The 16,135-nt window shown below is 45.8% G+C and carries 13 protein-coding genes and 1 other annotated feature; of the genes, 5 read left to right on the forward strand and 8 right to left on the reverse strand.

All coding sequences use genetic code 11. The features are described from left to right. Window position 1: 1 nt before the first annotated feature. From BN1002_RS13930 to BN1002_RS13940, 3 genes are read right to left on the reverse strand one after another with little or no spacing between them, the layout of a single operon-like run. A complete protein-coding gene (locus BN1002_RS13930) occupies window positions 2–1,663 on the reverse strand; it encodes a GspE/PulE family protein (protein ID WP_048825783.1) in 1,662 nt (553 codons plus the stop codon). A gap of 22 nt (window positions 1,664–1,685) precedes the next feature. Next, window positions 1,686–3,074 (reverse strand): VanW family protein, encoded by a 1,389-nt coding sequence (locus tag BN1002_RS13935; RefSeq protein ID WP_048825785.1) that lies wholly within the window; start codon window positions 3,072–3,074, stop codon window positions 1,686–1,688. Window positions 3,075–3,110: 36 nt separating this feature from the next. Beyond that, the gene (locus tag BN1002_RS13940; RefSeq protein ID WP_048825787.1) at window positions 3,111–3,896 is read right to left on the reverse strand and encodes a hypothetical protein; all 786 of its coding nucleotides are present in this window, start codon (window positions 3,894–3,896) and stop codon (window positions 3,111–3,113) included. Window positions 3,897–4,042: 146 nt separating this feature from the next. Here BN1002_RS13940 and BN1002_RS13945 point away from each other — a divergent pair, with 146 nt between their 5' ends. The 3 genes from BN1002_RS13945 (at window position 4,043) to BN1002_RS13955 (ending at window position 6,079) form a co-directional block, all read left to right on the forward strand. Then, window positions 4,043–4,486 (forward strand): PulJ/GspJ family protein, encoded by a 444-nt coding sequence (locus BN1002_RS13945; RefSeq protein WP_048825789.1) that lies wholly within the window; start codon window positions 4,043–4,045, stop codon window positions 4,484–4,486. Window positions 4,487–4,491: 5 nt separating this feature from the next. After that, window positions 4,492–4,935, forward strand: coding sequence for a PulJ/GspJ family protein (locus BN1002_RS13950; protein WP_048825791.1), 444 nt, complete (start codon window positions 4,492–4,494; stop codon window positions 4,933–4,935). Between the two features lie 97 nt (window positions 4,936–5,032). Beyond that, complete coding sequence (locus tag BN1002_RS13955; RefSeq protein ID WP_148362780.1) at window positions 5,033–6,079, forward strand: hypothetical protein; 1,047 nt, start codon at window positions 5,033–5,035, stop codon at window positions 6,077–6,079. Between the two features lie 56 nt (window positions 6,080–6,135). Here the strand turns inward: BN1002_RS13955 and BN1002_RS13960 are convergent, their stop codons facing one another. The 3 genes from BN1002_RS13960 to BN1002_RS13970 all read right to left on the reverse strand — a co-directional run bounded on the left by BN1002_RS13960 (window position 6,136) and on the right by BN1002_RS13970 (window position 11,960). Beyond that, on the reverse strand, window positions 6,136–7,860 hold the full coding sequence (locus BN1002_RS13960; RefSeq protein WP_442853396.1) for a sensor domain-containing diguanylate cyclase: 1,725 nt from the start codon (window positions 7,858–7,860) through the stop codon (window positions 6,136–6,138). A 74-nt stretch (window positions 7,861–7,934) separates the two neighbouring features. Continuing rightward, window positions 7,935–9,245 (reverse strand): bifunctional folylpolyglutamate synthase/dihydrofolate synthase, encoded by a 1,311-nt coding sequence (locus BN1002_RS13965; protein WP_048825795.1) that lies wholly within the window; start codon window positions 9,243–9,245, stop codon window positions 7,935–7,937. 72 nt (window positions 9,246–9,317) lie between these two features. Beyond that, window positions 9,318–11,960, reverse strand: a complete 2,643-nt coding sequence (locus tag BN1002_RS13970; RefSeq protein ID WP_048825796.1) for a valine--tRNA ligase — start codon at window positions 11,958–11,960, stop codon at window positions 9,318–9,320. A gap of 269 nt (window positions 11,961–12,229) precedes the next feature. Next, window positions 12,230–12,460, reverse strand: a binding site (T-box leader). A 163-nt stretch (window positions 12,461–12,623) separates the two neighbouring features. Here BN1002_RS13970 and BN1002_RS24265 point away from each other — a divergent pair. Then, window positions 12,624–12,815 carry a hypothetical protein gene (locus tag BN1002_RS24265; RefSeq protein WP_048825798.1) on the forward strand — a complete coding sequence of 64 codons (192 nt, stop codon included), beginning with the start codon at window positions 12,624–12,626 and terminating at the stop codon, window positions 12,813–12,815. Between the two features lie 17 nt (window positions 12,816–12,832). Here BN1002_RS24265 and ysxE read toward each other — a convergent pair whose 3' ends face one another. After that, a complete protein-coding gene (ysxE, locus tag BN1002_RS13980) occupies window positions 12,833–13,864 on the reverse strand; it encodes a spore coat protein YsxE (RefSeq protein ID WP_048827959.1) in 1,032 nt (343 codons plus the stop codon). A gap of 84 nt (window positions 13,865–13,948) precedes the next feature. After that, the gene (gene spoVID, locus BN1002_RS13985) at window positions 13,949–15,124 is read right to left on the reverse strand and encodes a stage VI sporulation protein D (protein WP_048825800.1); all 1,176 of its coding nucleotides are present in this window, start codon (window positions 15,122–15,124) and stop codon (window positions 13,949–13,951) included. Window positions 15,125–15,375: 251 nt separating this feature from the next. Here spoVID and BN1002_RS13990 point away from each other — a divergent pair, with 251 nt between their 5' ends. Next, entirely contained in the window at window positions 15,376–15,876 is a 501-nt protein-coding gene (locus tag BN1002_RS13990; RefSeq protein WP_048825802.1) for a DoxX family protein, read from the forward strand. Window positions 15,877–16,135 lie beyond the last annotated feature (259 nt).

The following is a 16,135-nucleotide window of genomic DNA, read 5'->3' on the forward strand; positions in this document are numbered from 1 at the left end:
CCTATTCAAGAATCGCTACTCGCAAAACTTCTTCCGTTGTGGTCAGCCCTTGTTTGATTTTCAGCAGGCCGTCATCAATAAGGAAAATCGTCCTGTTTTTGACAGCCAGCTCCCTCATTGCCTGGAAGGTTTCCCCGTCCATAATCAGCCTTCGAAGGTCATCATTGATAACGAGGACTTCATGGAGGGCGATCCTGCCTTTATAGCCGGTCATATTGCAAGAGGAGCAGCCCCGTCCTCGCGGCACTTTTTCAATTCTAATCCCGCGCCGTGCAAAAATCTCCTTTTCACGCTTGGAAGGTTCCTCGAATTCCGCACAGTCACGGCATACTTTCCGGACAAGCCGCTGGGCAACAATTCCGCTCAGGGCAGATGCGACCATGAACGGTTCAACGCCCATGTCAATCAGCCTTGTAATCGTCCCGAGAGAATCGTTGGTATGAAGGGTACTTAAGACTAGATGGCCAGTGAGTGAAGCTATGATTGCGACATCAACAGTTTCTTTATCGCGTATTTCCCCGACCATGACGATATTCGGGTCCTGACGGAGGATAGAACGGAGCCCGGTCGCAAATGTCATTCCCACGTTCTGATTAACTTGGATTTGATTGATTCCTTCAAGTTGGTATTCCACTGGGTCTTCAATCGTAATGATATTGACCGCTTCGCTATTTAGTCTGTTGAGTGCTGCATAAAGCGTTGACGATTTCCCCGAACCGGTCGGACCAGTAATCAAGACGATTCCGGTTGGTTTTTCAATCATTTCCGTGAACCGTTTGAAGTTCAGCTGATTGAAGCCGAGCTTCGTTAAATCGTTCAATGTACTTCCCATATCGAGGAGGCGCATGACGATTTTTTCCCCGAAAACGGTTGGCAGTGTCGATACCCGTAAATCAATCGGATGGAAATCCAAATTGAGCTTGATTCGGCCGTCCTGCGGGATCCGGTATTCGGTAATATCCAAATTAGCCATAATTTTAATCCGTGCCGCAAGTACATTTTGCATACTTTTAGGCAAAACCCGTTCAACCCGAAGAACGCCGTCGATCCTGTACCTGACAACAATTTTCGTCTCTTGCGGATCAATGTGGATATCACTCGCCCGCTGGACCGCCGCATTGGAAAGGAGCATGTTGACTAGCCTTACTACCGGTGAATCAAGGTCCGTTACATCATCTTCCCTGGCTGCCTCCCTGACTGGAAGGTCGCCCAGGAACTCCTCGAGCCCTTCATCACTGTTGTAGTATTTATTGATCGCGCGCAATACATCGTCTTTTGTCGCGATGGCCACTTCAATTTGAAAACCTGTCGAAAGCCTCAGATCATCAATGGCGAGAAAATCCATCGGATCGGAAAGGGCGACGAAAAGCTTGTCCCCTTCTTTTTTGAGCGGAACAACCTGGTGCCTCCTAGCCATTTCTTTAGGGATGAGTGTTAATAAATTTTTATCAAACGGATAGCTGAACAGACTGATGTGGGGAATCCCTAGTTGGATTTCCAGCACCTCGATCAGCTGCTGTTCGGTAATCACTCCCCGTTCGACCAGCGCTTCGCCAAGGCGCTTTTTAGGCCCTTTATCCTGTAAGGCGGCTTCGAGCTGTTCACCTGTAATCAAGCCCGCCTCAATGAGGAGGTCTCCAAGCCTTTTCTTTGTTCTGACCATTTAAATCCCTGCTATCTGGTTATTATTTAGGAATTTCGTTCGGCTTGCCCCATAGGCCGCCATCATCATAGTTATCGCCGCCCGGTGTTTCCCCTGGCTGGCTAACAGTCTGATCTTCACTCGGTCCTAACGGATTGCTTCCGCCTGGATCCGGATTTGTTGGAGCAATGGGGGTTTCAGGTGCCTCCCCAGTATTGCCATCCTGAGATCCGAATGGATTTTGCCCATCCGTTTGAACTTGCCCTTCATTTGGCTGGGATGCAGGCAGGGCATGGACTTCCACCCTGTGGACTGGCGGATAATAATCTTCTGACATGACAATCGTATCAAGCAGATTTCCCTGGCTATAAATCTCCCGATAAATTTTGATAATGGCTCCTTCTTTGCCCTCTTCGACAATGTTCACTTGCCTATTTTTCAAGAGCGGGCTGAATTGCTTGATCGTCTTAGGCTTGAATAAGGCCTTTCCATCAGCAACCATTTTATACTCATATAAAAACTTCGTGCCGGAAATGCTTGCAGCCAGCTTCCCGCCTGAGTAAGTGAAGGATAATTCATACTTGTCTTTGTTTGGATTGGCAAAAACAAAATCTTTGCCGGTAGCGGAACTAATGAATACTTCAGAACCAAGCTTCGCATAATCCGGAAGCTCCTTGCTGATATTTCGTTCCAATATTTCAAAATTCGTTTGAAGCACAGCGATATACGTTGCTGTCGCCATCATGCTCAAAGCTTCATTCGATACATTTTCAAGACCCTTTTCTTTGACAAGCCGGTTAAATGAGAATTCCGTTCCGCCTTCAATAGTGACTGAAGCGAACTCTCTAACTGCCAGGTCTAAATCAGAGGATGGTTCCTCTACGTCAACGGTTCCTTCGGAAATGACGCCCTCGTCAGCCTCATTTTTCGGCATGAATTTCTCAAGGCCGACTGTAAAATCCCCTGTTTTCAGGATGGCGGCAGGCTCTGCGAGTTTTGCAGAAAGGTCCTTTAAATTTATTTCCTCGCCAATCAGCTGAAGGGATATCGAGCCAATCCAGTCAACCAGGACCGATTCATCAAGTGATACACCCATCGCGTTTTTGCGTCCATCGGCCAGGGAAGATATTGTCTCCTCGGGGTCAAAGACGAATTGTTCCGTTTCAAGGGTGATTGTTTTTTCTTTATAGTGGAGTTTCAATGTGGAGTTTGCATACCAATCAGCTGCCGCAGCCTTCAGCAGTTCAAGTGCCTCCTGGGCTGATTTCCCCTCAAGATTCACCGACCCCACAGTTGTTCCTGAAGAGTAGGTTTCATCTCCTGCGAACATCGGCCCAAGAGCCCTGGCGCCATACTGGGAAAAACCATATACATAAGCGGTGCTAAGGATAAGGACAAGAAAGACTTTTAAAAATTGCTGGTATTTTTTCATGCGATACAACCCTTTCCAGCAGTCCAGCAGAATGTTTTAACCATTTCTTGCTCCCTCCGCCTTCACGAAATCTTCCTCTTCCTGCTCGACGGCAACCGCCGCTTCAATCAATGCGGTAAAATAATCTTCTTCGGCGGTGTCATCCATTTCTAAAACTGGAGCAGCAATAATGAAAGGTTCAAGAACTTCAAGTTCACTGGAATCAAGATCGAAAAGCGACAGTTCCGAATCTTCCAATACAGAATGATTTATTTGATTTATTTGATTTTTTTCTTCCGCTAGATCCTCCACATGAGCCGTACCTATTTCAGCCGCAGAAACGGGTATTGGATCGAGATCATCAAAGAATGATAGACCGCTTAGTTCATCCTCTGTTTCTATCATTTTATCTTCCAGCAAACCAGGAGAATCACCATTCAAAGTTGATACATCCCCGCTTTTTGCAAAATCCGCAATATGGTTCTCTCCTTTGGATAAAACGGCAACCGGGACAGCAGGCAAGACAACCGCTTTTTCCACGCTTTTTTGCCCAATTAAAACGTCTTCGCCGTTATCCATCTGCGCATGACGCGGCTCTTCCGTATAAAGGATACGGCCAAACTTTCGATCAAATATGTATGCAACCGTTCCAATTAGCAAAATTAATATAAGAGCCATTTGACCTAGGTTAAAAAGCCCATTTCCGTAACCGCCCGCTATCGCGAAAACGCCCGCTGCTACAGCAATTATATTCTTGCCTTGTCGTGAAATCCCGAGGGGAAGAAAATATAAAACAGGAACCAGAAGGACGAATGATGCCAGCGCGTAAACTAGTATTTCCACATAAAACCCTCCATTTCCCCTTAATCTCTTAATCTTTTTTCAAGATCATTGAAAATCCACGCATTTAGGCTAAAAATTGACAGTCATCATCTGCTATTTATTGTATAATAAAGTTGGCAATTTAAAAAGAGGGGGGACGGACTTACATGGTTGAAAAATTCCAGAAGCAAGAAGGATTCACATTAATCGAGGTCCTTCTCTCCATTGTTTTGCTCTCCATCATCCTGACTTCCTTCCTAGGCTTTTTTACTCAGTCGGCGATTTTCACTAATAAAAATCAAGAGAAACTTAGTGCCGGACAATCTGCCCAAAAAGTTGTTTCTTTAGTAGAGATCAATACAACAAAGGCCCAGCTTCGGTCAAAAAATATTATCAATGATAGCGGAAAAGTGATTTCCCCTGGGATGGTTTATAATGATAAAAGCAAGTTTGAAGAATTATTTAAATTTAAAATAGATACGCCTTTTAAAGTGGAACTTAAGTTCTCTGACGGACCGCCAGACAGCAAATTAATTCAATGCAAAGTTTCCATTTTCGAGGACTCCGCACCAGGAGCAAGCAAATCTGAAACATTTACATATATAAGGTGAACAGGATGAAGAATCAAAAAGGTATAACGCTTATTGAAGTACTGGGGACGCTTGCTATCCTAACAATTGTATCAGGGCTCGTTTATGGCGTACTGATTGGAACGACAAATAACTATAACAGGCTTTCGGCAAAAGCCGATTTAAGCAGGGAAGCGAATTTAATTCTAGCAACTATTAAAAACTATCATGAAAAGACAGAAAAAACCGCTGGGAATCCGAGGGCGGAATACGAAATAGATTACCTTTCAGGGCAATATTTTATCGGGGCAAAAAATGCTGCTACCAACCAGCTTTATTCAAAAAATTTCATGGTTGAAGTGATAAAAGATGGGGTTTTAGTAGATAGCAAAATAAAAATTCCGTCAACAGAACCACTCAAGCTGAAAGTAATTGTCAAAAATTCAAAAGGCCAGTTTTATGAAACCGATACGATAATAAAAAAATATTAAGGAGGCGATACCGATTCGAAATGAACGGGGGTATACTTTACTGATTGTCATGGTCATTATTACACTGACAGTCCTGTTTGCCTTGGGACTCAGCGGAATGGCAATGAACACCAGCCTTCAAATTAATAAAACTGAAAAAATCAATAAAGCGACTGACCTGGCAGAAATGGGCATTACCTACTATAAACAAAAAGTAGATTCGATCATGGTTAATGCTTTTTCAGGCAAAATTATCACAAATCAATCTGAACTAAAAACTGTAATGACACAAATAAAAAATGATATGAATAAGATTCCAACGGATCAGCCAAAGATAAATGTATCTGGCAATGAAATATCCTATGCGATTAAGGATCTGGCTGTAGATATTAGCAATCCGGCCAGTATCTTGGTGAATTTCAAAACTGTAGGGACTTCAGATACCGAAAACCGCGAAATCTCCTACAAAATAAACTATACGATCAACCAAGGAAAGCCACTCCCGGTTTATAACATAACCGACCCAGGGACATTCAGTTCCAGCAGCGATGAATGCTATAAAACTAATAAAATAGACTATCAAAAGTGTTTTTATAGCCCCAGGCAAACTGTCCCCGACGTAAAAATTGAGAATTCCATTATCAAAGTTGGTGGAAATGGGGATTTAGGCCATTTTAATAATGTAACTTCGTCGCAAATCTACATTTCCGGTGATATCCTATTCTCTAAAGTAAACAACATCACCAACTTAAGATTGCATGTTGAAGGAGATTTATTGAAGGGCAGCGAATTACTAGATTTCACAAATTTCAAAGGGAATACCAGATTAGAAATACAAGGGAATGCCAGTATTAGTAAATTGAATAATATTAGGGAAAACTTCGAGCTGCTCATTGGAAAGAATCTTACCTTGGACGAATTGAGCAGTAATACAAATGGGAATATCATCGTTTACGGAGATGCAAGCATAAAGGCTCTTTCAAATAACAGCAATATGAATGTATGTATATTCGGAAAGTACAATGGCCCAGACCCAAAACCTTCTTATGTGCGTGTGTATGGTGAAACCGGTTTTGAAAGCGATCCGGTTTGCGGGCCATATGCTACTGCAAGAGTTCCATTTGTACTCGAAAGCGACCCAGAAGAAAATGTTTCCTATAAATAATAAGGAAAGCCGGATCTCAAATGAGAACCGGCTTTTTAAAATGCCATTTTCTATTGTTATTTCACATACGCTGCAACCCGGTTCCTTCCAGCCCGCTTTGCCCCGACATAAAGGGCCCTGTCGGCATGGCGGATTAGAGCCAGTGCGTCTTCCGCATCCTCAGGCGCGACTGCGATGCCGAAGGATGCAGTGATTTTAATCGAAAGCTGCGGCGAGTTGCCATCCATATGTTCCGATAGGAGGAATGGCCAGTTGGCAATCGATTGCCTGATCAATTCCGCCATATTATAAGCTTCCCTGCTAGTTGCCTCAGGCAGAAGGATGACAAATTCCTCTCCTCCATAGCGGGCGACCGTGCCGGTATCCCCGACAATATTCCTGATCCGCGCCGATAGCTCCCTTAGGACTTCATTTCCGCTTTGATGGCCATATGTGTCGTTCACGGCTTTGAAATGATCAATATCGAGAATGATCAGCGCAAGACGTTCACGCCCTTGTTTCTCGAGCAGGCTGAATTCCCTCGTCAGCATCTTTTCAAAATACCGATAGTTATGAAGCTTGGTCAGGGAACAGCGCTCGCTTTCTTCTTTTGCCTGTTCATAATGCCTTGCATTTTCAATGGCGATGGCATAGTGGGAGCAAAGAATATCAACGATCATAAGCTGCGACTTTTCAAAAGCCCGTTTCTTTTTTGAGGCAAGGACGACAACCCCGACATGGCGGCCGCTTTTCATCATCGGAATGCCCAGGACGCTTTCTGCTTCATCAGGAAGATTGCCGCCAACAATATGGCGCCACTCTTTCCGAGTCCCGAACAAAACCGGTTTGCCGGTTCCCCATACGGTTCCGCTTATTCCCTGATATTTCTTAACCGGTATCTTGCTATTCGGCAGGACGACGCCATTTTCAATCCGCCTCGCCATGACCGTTTCATCATTATCCTCAATTTCAATGACATATGCATAGTCGACCGGCAGCATATCGGAAAGCTTTTGCAAAAACAGTTCCGCCACTTCGTCCACCTTAATCCGCTCGGCAAGCTGGTGGCCTATTTCAGCCGCTTTATGGAGATTTTCATTAATCTGTTGGCTTGAAGAAAACATTTTGACAATGAGCGAGACACTGACAAATGGGGCGCCGATCAGCAAAACTGCGAGGGAGCCGAGTTCCAAATGCAGCATGTACAGAACAAATGCCAGCGGGAAGGTGATGACTGTCGTTAAGGATTCCCATATGAAATCCTTTCCGAAATAAGTTTCTGTACTTTTATAAATAAACCGCTGGTTCAGCATGACACTCAGCTGGTTCAGAACGTAATAAAAGACTGCATAGGCTGTGCCGAGCAGGAATGCCTCAGGGCCCGCACCCATGTCTGGGAGGATCGTTCCGCCAATGCGGAAATAAACAACCCCGCTTACAAGCGATACAGCGAAAAACATCAAGGAATTCAAAGGAAGCCGGAACATCCCTTCTTTGGGAAGACGGAGTTTCGTAAGGAGAACCAGCACAGCAATCTGCACAGTAATCATTTCAATGAACAATCCATAACGGAGGAATACAGCGATGGACACCCATTGAATCAGGAAGATTGGCGTCCCGTTAATAATCATTGGCATGGCCGCAACAATTGAAGCTAGAAGAAGGAAAACGAGAAAATCCAATATATTCAGTTCAGCCGGAGGAGGCGCGAACATGTATGTAAGCACAAGGCCAGGAGGGACTAGCAGAAGCCAAATAAAAAAGATTATTTTTTTGGTACCCGGCGTTACATTCAAGGCCACCCCTCCTCTGGGACAATAGTCGCAATTTTTAAATTTATTCTAACAAAGATTCAGCCTCTTGTCACACATTCGAACTAATTTTCTGAAATATTTTCCAACACACGGCTCCTTGCTTCCGAGATGAAATAAAGGGAGCCGGTAATTACCATCATCCAGCCTGGAGGAACAGACTTTATGGCCTCATCAAGGAATTGTATCCAGTCATCTGCCGCTTCACTTTTATCACTTTTGCTTAAAGCGGCAAGCTCCCCAGCAGTAGCGGCGCGTGGAAAATCAAACGAGACGAACGTCATCCGGTCAGCCACGGCTTCAAGTGAGGAAATCATGCTGTCTAGCGGCTTGTCCTTCAGAGCAGCAAAAACGATATGGATATTCTTATCGGTGAATCGGGTTTGAAGTTCTTGAACGAGTGAAGCGACTCCTTCAGTGTTATGCGCTCCATCGAGAATGACAAGCGGATTCTCCGAAACGATTTCAAGCCTTCCAGGCCAGAACGCATCCTTTAGGCCTTTCCTGATTTCTTCTTCCCCGGCTTTAATGATTCCAGTCTTGATTAAGTAACCTGCGGCCGAGGCAGCAAGAGCTGCATTCATGGTTTGGTGGCCGCCAATCATCGAAACTTCAAGTCCTGCCCATTCGCCGAATGGGGAAGCTACTGTGAATTTTTCTCCTTTTGCTGTTTTTGAATGGCTGCTGATTCGAATCTCACTCCCTAATGTAGAAAGTGGCGAATTCTTCACTGCTGCCTGCTCTTCAATGACGGTGTGTGCTTCGCGGTTTTGCGTGCCGGTCAGGACAGGAATTCCTTCCTTAATAATTCCGGCTTTTTCAAAAGCAATTTCCGCATAGGTGTCGCCAAGGATCGAGATATGGTCCAGTCCAACATTCGTAATAATCGAAATTAGCGGGTTAAGAATATTCGTTGAGTCGAACCTTCCTCCAAGCCCGACTTCATAAACAGCAAAATCCACAGGATGGATTTCTGCAAAATAAACAAACGACATAGCTGTAATGACCTCAAACTCGGTCGGACCGCCCAGTTCGGTCTGGTCCAGTTCATCCGACAGCGGCTTGATTTTGTTTGCAAGCTCTATTATTTCCCGGTCTGACACTGGCTGGCCGTTAACACTGATTCGCTCATTAAAATGTTCAATATAAGGAGAAGTGAATGTCCCGACGGAATATCCGGCCGCCTCAAGGATTGACCTTAAAAACGTGACGGTCGATCCTTTTCCGTTCGTACCGCCAATATGGACAGCGTGCAATTTTTTCTCAGGATGGCCAAGCCGGCCCATCATCCACTCCATCCTCTTCAGGCCTGGCTTTATCCCAAGCCTAAGCCTGCCGTGTATCCAATTAAGCGCTTCTTCGTAAGTCTGAAACATGGTAAGCCTCCAATAGAACAGGAGGAAGACGAACCCGAAACGAGCCCGCCTTCCACCGCAGAATATCTTTCTTTATCCTCTTAACTCTTTAATCCTTGCTTCGACGATTGCCCTCTTTTCGGAATAATCGCGTTCTTTAGCACGTTCTTCCTCAATGACATGCGCCGGAGCTTTTTTGACAAAGCCCTCATTGCCTAGCTTCTTCTGTACCCGCTCTACTTCTTTATCGAGACGGCCCTTCTCCTTTTCGAGTCGGGCGATTTCTTCCTCAATATTAATAAGGCCTTCGAGCGGCAGAATAATTTCCACCCCAGTCAGGACAGCTGTAATGGCTTTCTCAGGCATTTCAATCGCCGTGCCCATCAACAGTTCTTCTGGATTGCAGAACCGTTCAATATACGCCTGGTTCTTTTCAATCATCCCAAGATAAGTTTCGTCTTTCGCCTTAACAAGCATTTTAATCTTTTTGCTTAGCGGCGTGTTTACTTCAGCCCGGATGTTGCGGACTGAACGGATCATTTCAACGAGCAGCTTCATTTCCGAAGCCGCCGCTTCATCACTTAGCGAAGCATCCGCTTTTGGCCACTCGGAAATAGTGATCGACTCGCCCTCGTGAGGCAGGTGCTGCCAAATCTCTTCCGTAATGAATGGCATGAATGGATGCATTAATCTCATTGTGTTATCGAGGACATAAGCAAGGATTGACCTTGTTGTCCTTTTTGCGGCTTCATCTTCTCCGTAGAGCGGAAGCTTCGCCATTTCAATATACCAGTCACATAGGTCATCCCAGATGAAATTGTATAGTGCGCGGCCGACTTCGCCGAATTCATAGCGATCAGACAGTCGGGTAACGGTCTCAATCGTCTCATTGAGCCTTGTCAAAATCCACTTGTCTGCTGTTGATTTCTCGCCGCTCAAATCGATTTCTTCTACTTTCAGGCCATTCATGTTCATCAAGGCGAATCTGGAAGCGTTCCAGATTTTGTTCGCAAAGTTCCATGTCGCCTCGACCTTCTCGGTGCTATAGCGAAGATCCTGGCCCGGTGAGCTTCCTGTTGACAGGAAGTATCTTAATGAGTCGGCTCCATAGTTTGCAATGACATCCATCGGATCGACTCCGTTACCGAGCGACTTGCTCATTTTGCGGCCTTCTGCATCCCTGACAAGCCCATGGATGAGGACATCCTTGAACGGGCGCTCCCCTGTAAACTCAAGGCTTTGGAAAATCATCCGGGATACCCAGAAGCCGATAATGTCGTAGCCAGTTACGAGAACATCCGTCGGGAAGTATCGCTTGAAGTCGGCTGCTTCCGTGTCCGGCCAGCCCATTGTTGAAAACGGCCAAAGAGCCGAGCTGAACCATGTATCAAGGACGTCTTTGTCCTGCGTCCAGTTTTCTTCATCAGCAGGCGGCTTTACATCTACATGAATTTCACCTGTCTGCTTATGGTACCAGGCGGGAATCCTGTGACCCCACCAAAGCTGCCTGGAAATGCACCAGTCGCGGGTGTTTTCCATCCAGCGCAGATAGTTTGTTTCGAAACGGTCTGGTACGAAGTTTACTTTATTATCTTTCTGCTGAAGAGCGATTGCTTCATCGGCAAGCGGCTGCATTTTAACAAACCATTGCGTAGACAAATATGGTTCGACAACTGCCCCGCTTCGTTCGGAATGGCCGACCGAGTGGAGATGGTCTTCAATTTTGAAAAGAACGCCCTGCTCTTGAAGGTCTTTAACGATCTGCTTGCGGCACTCGAACCGGTCCATGCCGCTGTATTTGCCAGCACGCTCGTTCATCGATCCGTCCTCATTCATGACGAGGATCCGCTCAAGGTTATGCCTGTTGCCAATTTCAAAGTCATTTGGGTCATGGGCCGGCGTGATTTTTACGGCTCCCGAACCGAACTCCATATCAACATAGTCATCACCGACAATCGGAATCTCGCGGCCGACAATCGGCAAAATAACCTTCTTTCCAATCAGATGCTTATAGCGGTCATCTTCCGGGTGGACGGCGACCCCTGTATCACCGAGCATGGTTTCCGGGCGGGTTGTCGCAATCTCAATATATCCAGAGCCATCGGCAAGCGGATATTTCATATGATAAAATGCGCCCTGGACATCTTTATGGATAACCTCAATGTCGGAAAGCGCCGTCTTCGTGGCCGGATCCCAGTTGATAATGTATTCGCCTCGGTAGATAAGGCCTTTTTTATAAAGAGTCACAAATACTTCTTTTACTGCATCGGAAAGCCCTTCATCAAGCGTAAACCGCTCCCGGCTGTAATCGAGGCCGAGGCCAACCTTCGCCCACTGATTACGGATATGGCCGGCATATTCTTCCTTCCAGCGCCATGTTTCCTCAACAAATTTTTCACGGCCAAGGTCATAGCGGGTCTTTCCTTCATGGCGAAGCTTCTCTTCGACCTTCGCCTGGGTCGCGATGCCGGCATGGTCCATCCCTGGCAGCCAGAGTACATCATACCCCTGCATCCTCTTCATTCTAGTAATGATGTCTTGGAGCGTTGTATCCCAGGCATGGCCAAGGTGGAGCTTTCCGGTAACGTTCGGCGGCGGAATGACAACCGTATAAGGCTTCTTCGTTTCGTCATCCTTCGCTTCAAAAAACTTCCCGCTCACCCACCAGTCATAACGCCCCTGCTCAATCGACTGCGGGTCGTATTTCGTTGGCATGCTGATTTCATTTTGATCCATTGTGATTCCTCCTTGATTCTGGTTTCCACATTGTGTAACCTTCGCTTTTCCATTGTCTAGCTCCGGCGAGCAACGCCTAGTGTACTTCGGTCCCCTCGCTACGATAAGTCAACATGCTTTTCCTTGTCCGGCTGCGGCGCCTAGCCCCTCGAGGTCGCTTCGGTCCCGAAGGGGAAGTCAAAGAACGACTTCCCCTTCTGGCCCTCCAGCGCTTGACGGGGTTGACCAGGCGCCTCCGCTTTTCATAAAAAAAACTCCATTCATCCTAATAAAAGGACGAATGGAGTGCGCTCGCGGTACCACCTTTTTTCCGGCGAAAAAATGCCGGCTCTTAAATCGGATAACGGATTTGATCCGTCTTCCACTACCGGGCACGCGCCTTTGGCGGAAGATGCTCGAGGGTGACGTTCCAATGGGCTGCATGGGAAATCTTTCAGCTGGCAAATTTCCCTCTCTGTAAAGCAGGTTGGCATTGTACTCTTCCCTGTCTGTGCATTTTGCTATTGATTCATTATTATATTATATACTATCGAAAATTACGTCTCTACGTCAATCAGGATGGACGAATTTTTTATTTTTAAACGCTATTTTTAAAAAATAGGCGTTCACCTATAGCGCTGTTCACGCATATAGTATTGTAACATGCAAAAGGGGGGATGTTGTTTGAAGAGGAGGTTCAATATTTATTCGTATCCTCATTGGCTGAGGACAATTCGAGGAGTGGCCGCGCAGTTCTGCATCCCGTTCTGTATTTTCCAAGGTATTCGTACCATCTTTTTCCCGACGGTCTTTGATGTATTATTACTCTTGGCACTTATTATCATTGCGATTTCCATATATCTTGAACTTATTTAAGGAGCCCGTGCGGATAGTCACTGGGCTCCTTCTTTTGCAGCTTCCTGTTGCCTGTCAATTTCCGTCAGGCGCATGACTACGTATTCCGTATTTTTCAGCCGCCAATATTCCTTTAGAAGTTTCCTTGATAATTTGTATTCATGTTTAACGCCTTTTTTGGCAAAATAGCCTTCCGCAATCCGGATAATTTGTAAAGGATGAGATAGATAGCTGTAAAAAAGCTGCTTCTCGTCCGGCTTGAACGGGAAGTATTGAAAATAGTGCGTCACCCAGTCAACAGCTTCCTCATTCCTCTTTGGCCGGGTATCCAGCATCCTAGCTAAAAATGGAAGGAGGTCGTGGGTCGGTGAGCCATACCCCGCCTGTTCAAAATTGATGAAATAACCTTGGCCGGTTTCATTGTACACAAAGTGTTCAGGTGACATTTTTCCATGAATGACGACCATCCTGGCTTTTTCAAGATCCTTGCTTTTTTCAAGCCAGGTCTCCAAACGTTCTTTCGAGAACTTGAGCGCCTGGGAGATTTCACTGTAATACAGGCAAAATTGCAACTCGAACGGCGACATATATGTCTTCTTTTCACAACTTTCAATAAAGCCGTCGATGAATTCCTGATTTTTTTCATATTGCAGGCTCATCTTGTCAAAATGGTCCTGCCGGTCATCCTTCTCGACTTTCACTTCTTTCGCAGTCAATGTGTGCAGCCGTGCCAATTCCCGGACCATTTGCTTGTTTCTGTCGGTAATCCCGGCAATCGGCTCATTCCCAAGCCAGGGCATCAGATAATAAAGGTTCTGGCCGTCAAGAATTGCATACCGGCCGTCAAGCGCGGGATAAATGGGGACAATCCGGTTATAGCCGCGCTGGTACAAATAATGGACATGGCGTATAAAATCGATGCCTGTATGGGCATCAATCGATTTTAACGCAAACGTACCTTTATTGCTGAATACTTTCTTTATTTTGCCATAATCCTCGACGTAGTAAGGTTGGATTGCATAGGGCTGAAGAATCTGGGCGAATTCCTTCAGGTGGTTCGGTTCATTCATGGAAATCCAGCTCTCTTCATCTGAGTTTTTCATGTCAAAACAAACAGTGAGCGAGTCAGGGCCCGCTCAACTGTATGACAACTTCTATTTCTTTGCATAGGCTGCAGGAATATAGAGCACTTGGCCCTCATATACATCCTGGCTCATTTCGAGCTGATTATAACGAAGTAGATTCTGTATAGGGACATCATATCTATCGGAAATGCGATCAAGCGTGTCGCCTTTTTGGACAATGCATACCTTTAGCCTTGCCTGTTCCTCGCTTTCGTCTTTTCTCGCAAAGAACTCAGTAAGGGACATACTCTTTTTCTTCGACTTTTTCTTTTTTGCCAACTCAGGCGATGAGGAGGACTCTTCCTGGACGAGAGAAGATGATTCTTCTTTCTGTACTACAACCGCTGGTGCCTCGTTTACCTCAACCTCGATTGTCTGTTCCACCTGGACCGGTGCCTGCTGGTGGGCTGGAGCAGGTTCGAAAGCCACTGCTTCAGTCAGCTCCTGTGGTGTAGTTTCGCTTCTTGGTGATACCGTAGGCAAAACTCCATGCAGCTGATTCCAATATGAGTTAAACGGGAAAGTTGAAAAAGAAGCCGGATTGTCTACTGGCTCTTCCTCTGGAATCCGCCTTGCTTCCGCCTCGAAGATTAACTCTTCTTCATATTCTTCTTCGGCCTGCACTGATTCATCTTCCCCAGCAACATTGTCCGCATCTCCCACGGCGTACAGTTCTTCGTTTCTGTCTTCAAGGAAGTATTCTTCGTTCCGGTCTTGCAAAAAGATTTCTTCAGGTTCCGCTTCATGATCTTCAACTGCGAACTCGCCGGCCGTATTGCCGTCATAAAGGCCGCTAATAATCAAATCCGCGGTGAGCCTCATGCAGCTTCTTTCCGAGAAAGCATAATCAAATGAATCAACAATCACATCAATATCATAAATGCTTGATATTCGATTGACGGGAATCGTAATATCGACCGGAAAACGATGGGTAAACTCACACAGTCCTTCTTCGGTCTGTGAGATGGACTGGACATATCTTAAGCCGGGAGTTCCCTCTTCCGCAGCCTTACTGCCATCCGGATTGGTTGTGTATTCCCCGCTTAAATCCAACACGCCCCGGATGCTGACATACTGATCGTTTTCCTGGATGGTAATATCCGGGCTTAATGAAATTGAGATCAACTCATCGACTTCCTGTCCTTTCCGGAACCATAAGGATTCCTCTAAAGAAAATCGTAAAGACGATTGGTTCCCCTGAGACAAAGCGACTCCTCCTTTCATCTCCTTCTTAAAATCACTGTGTCACTTACACTTTATGAATTTTAAGAAGGCTTTATGATAAAAATTGGGTTCCAATGCAGCAATCTCCAATTGTGACCATTGTCACACTTTTGCCAAGAAGCTTTGTCTAATTATTGAATATACTGGAAATCCCCTACCGTAATATTGGAAACCGGATTATGATAACAGTGTAAACAACGTATTTAAATTCAAAACGAAAAGGGGAATTATCCATGTTTAACAAATTCTTAAGAGAAAACAAAATCGCTGCCGCTCTTCTCGCCGTCCTTCGGATCTATCTCGGGTATGCCTGGCTGACTGCCGGCTACCACAAAATCACTGGAGGATTTGATGCTGCCGGCTTCCTGAAAGGCGCCGCCGCCAACCCAGTAGCGGGTCCGGATGGAATCGTCTACGGCTGGTATGTTAACTTCCTGAACGCCTTCGCTATTCCGAATGTCGAACTGTTCAACGTCCTGATTCCTTGGGGTGAATTCCTTGTCGGCCTTGGCCTGATTCTCGGCTGCCTGACTAGCGCGGCCATGTTCTTCGGACTTGTGATGAACTTCAGCTTCATGCTTGCCGGTACTGTGAGCCATAACCCGACTGACATCCTGATGGGCTTCATCATCCTAGTCGCAGGTGCCAATGCTGGTAAATACGGTCTTGACCGCTACGTCCTTCCGTTCATCACTAAAACAGTATTTAAAAAAGAAAAGCAATTCCAGCAGTAATAGAAAAATGGGCTCTTCCTCTGGGAAGGGCCTTTTTCCATGCTATTAACAGGGATTTCATCATTGCTTATCCACTCCTGGAAAACCGCTGTGAACTGCCATCGTGTTGGCAACATTGTTGAACGGATCGCCAAATAACCAGCAATCAACACAGGGGCAAAGAATTGAAGGACGGTCGCCGCCGCAACAATCGAGTGGCCAATCGTAGCGAAATAAGTGTATTGGACGGCCAGCAACCCAAGAATACTGAACAAGAGCA

Source organism: Bacillus sp. B-jedd (genome assembly GCF_000821085.1).
In the GTDB taxonomy this organism is placed as follows: Bacteria; Bacillota; Bacilli; order Bacillales; family Cytobacillaceae; genus Bacillus_D.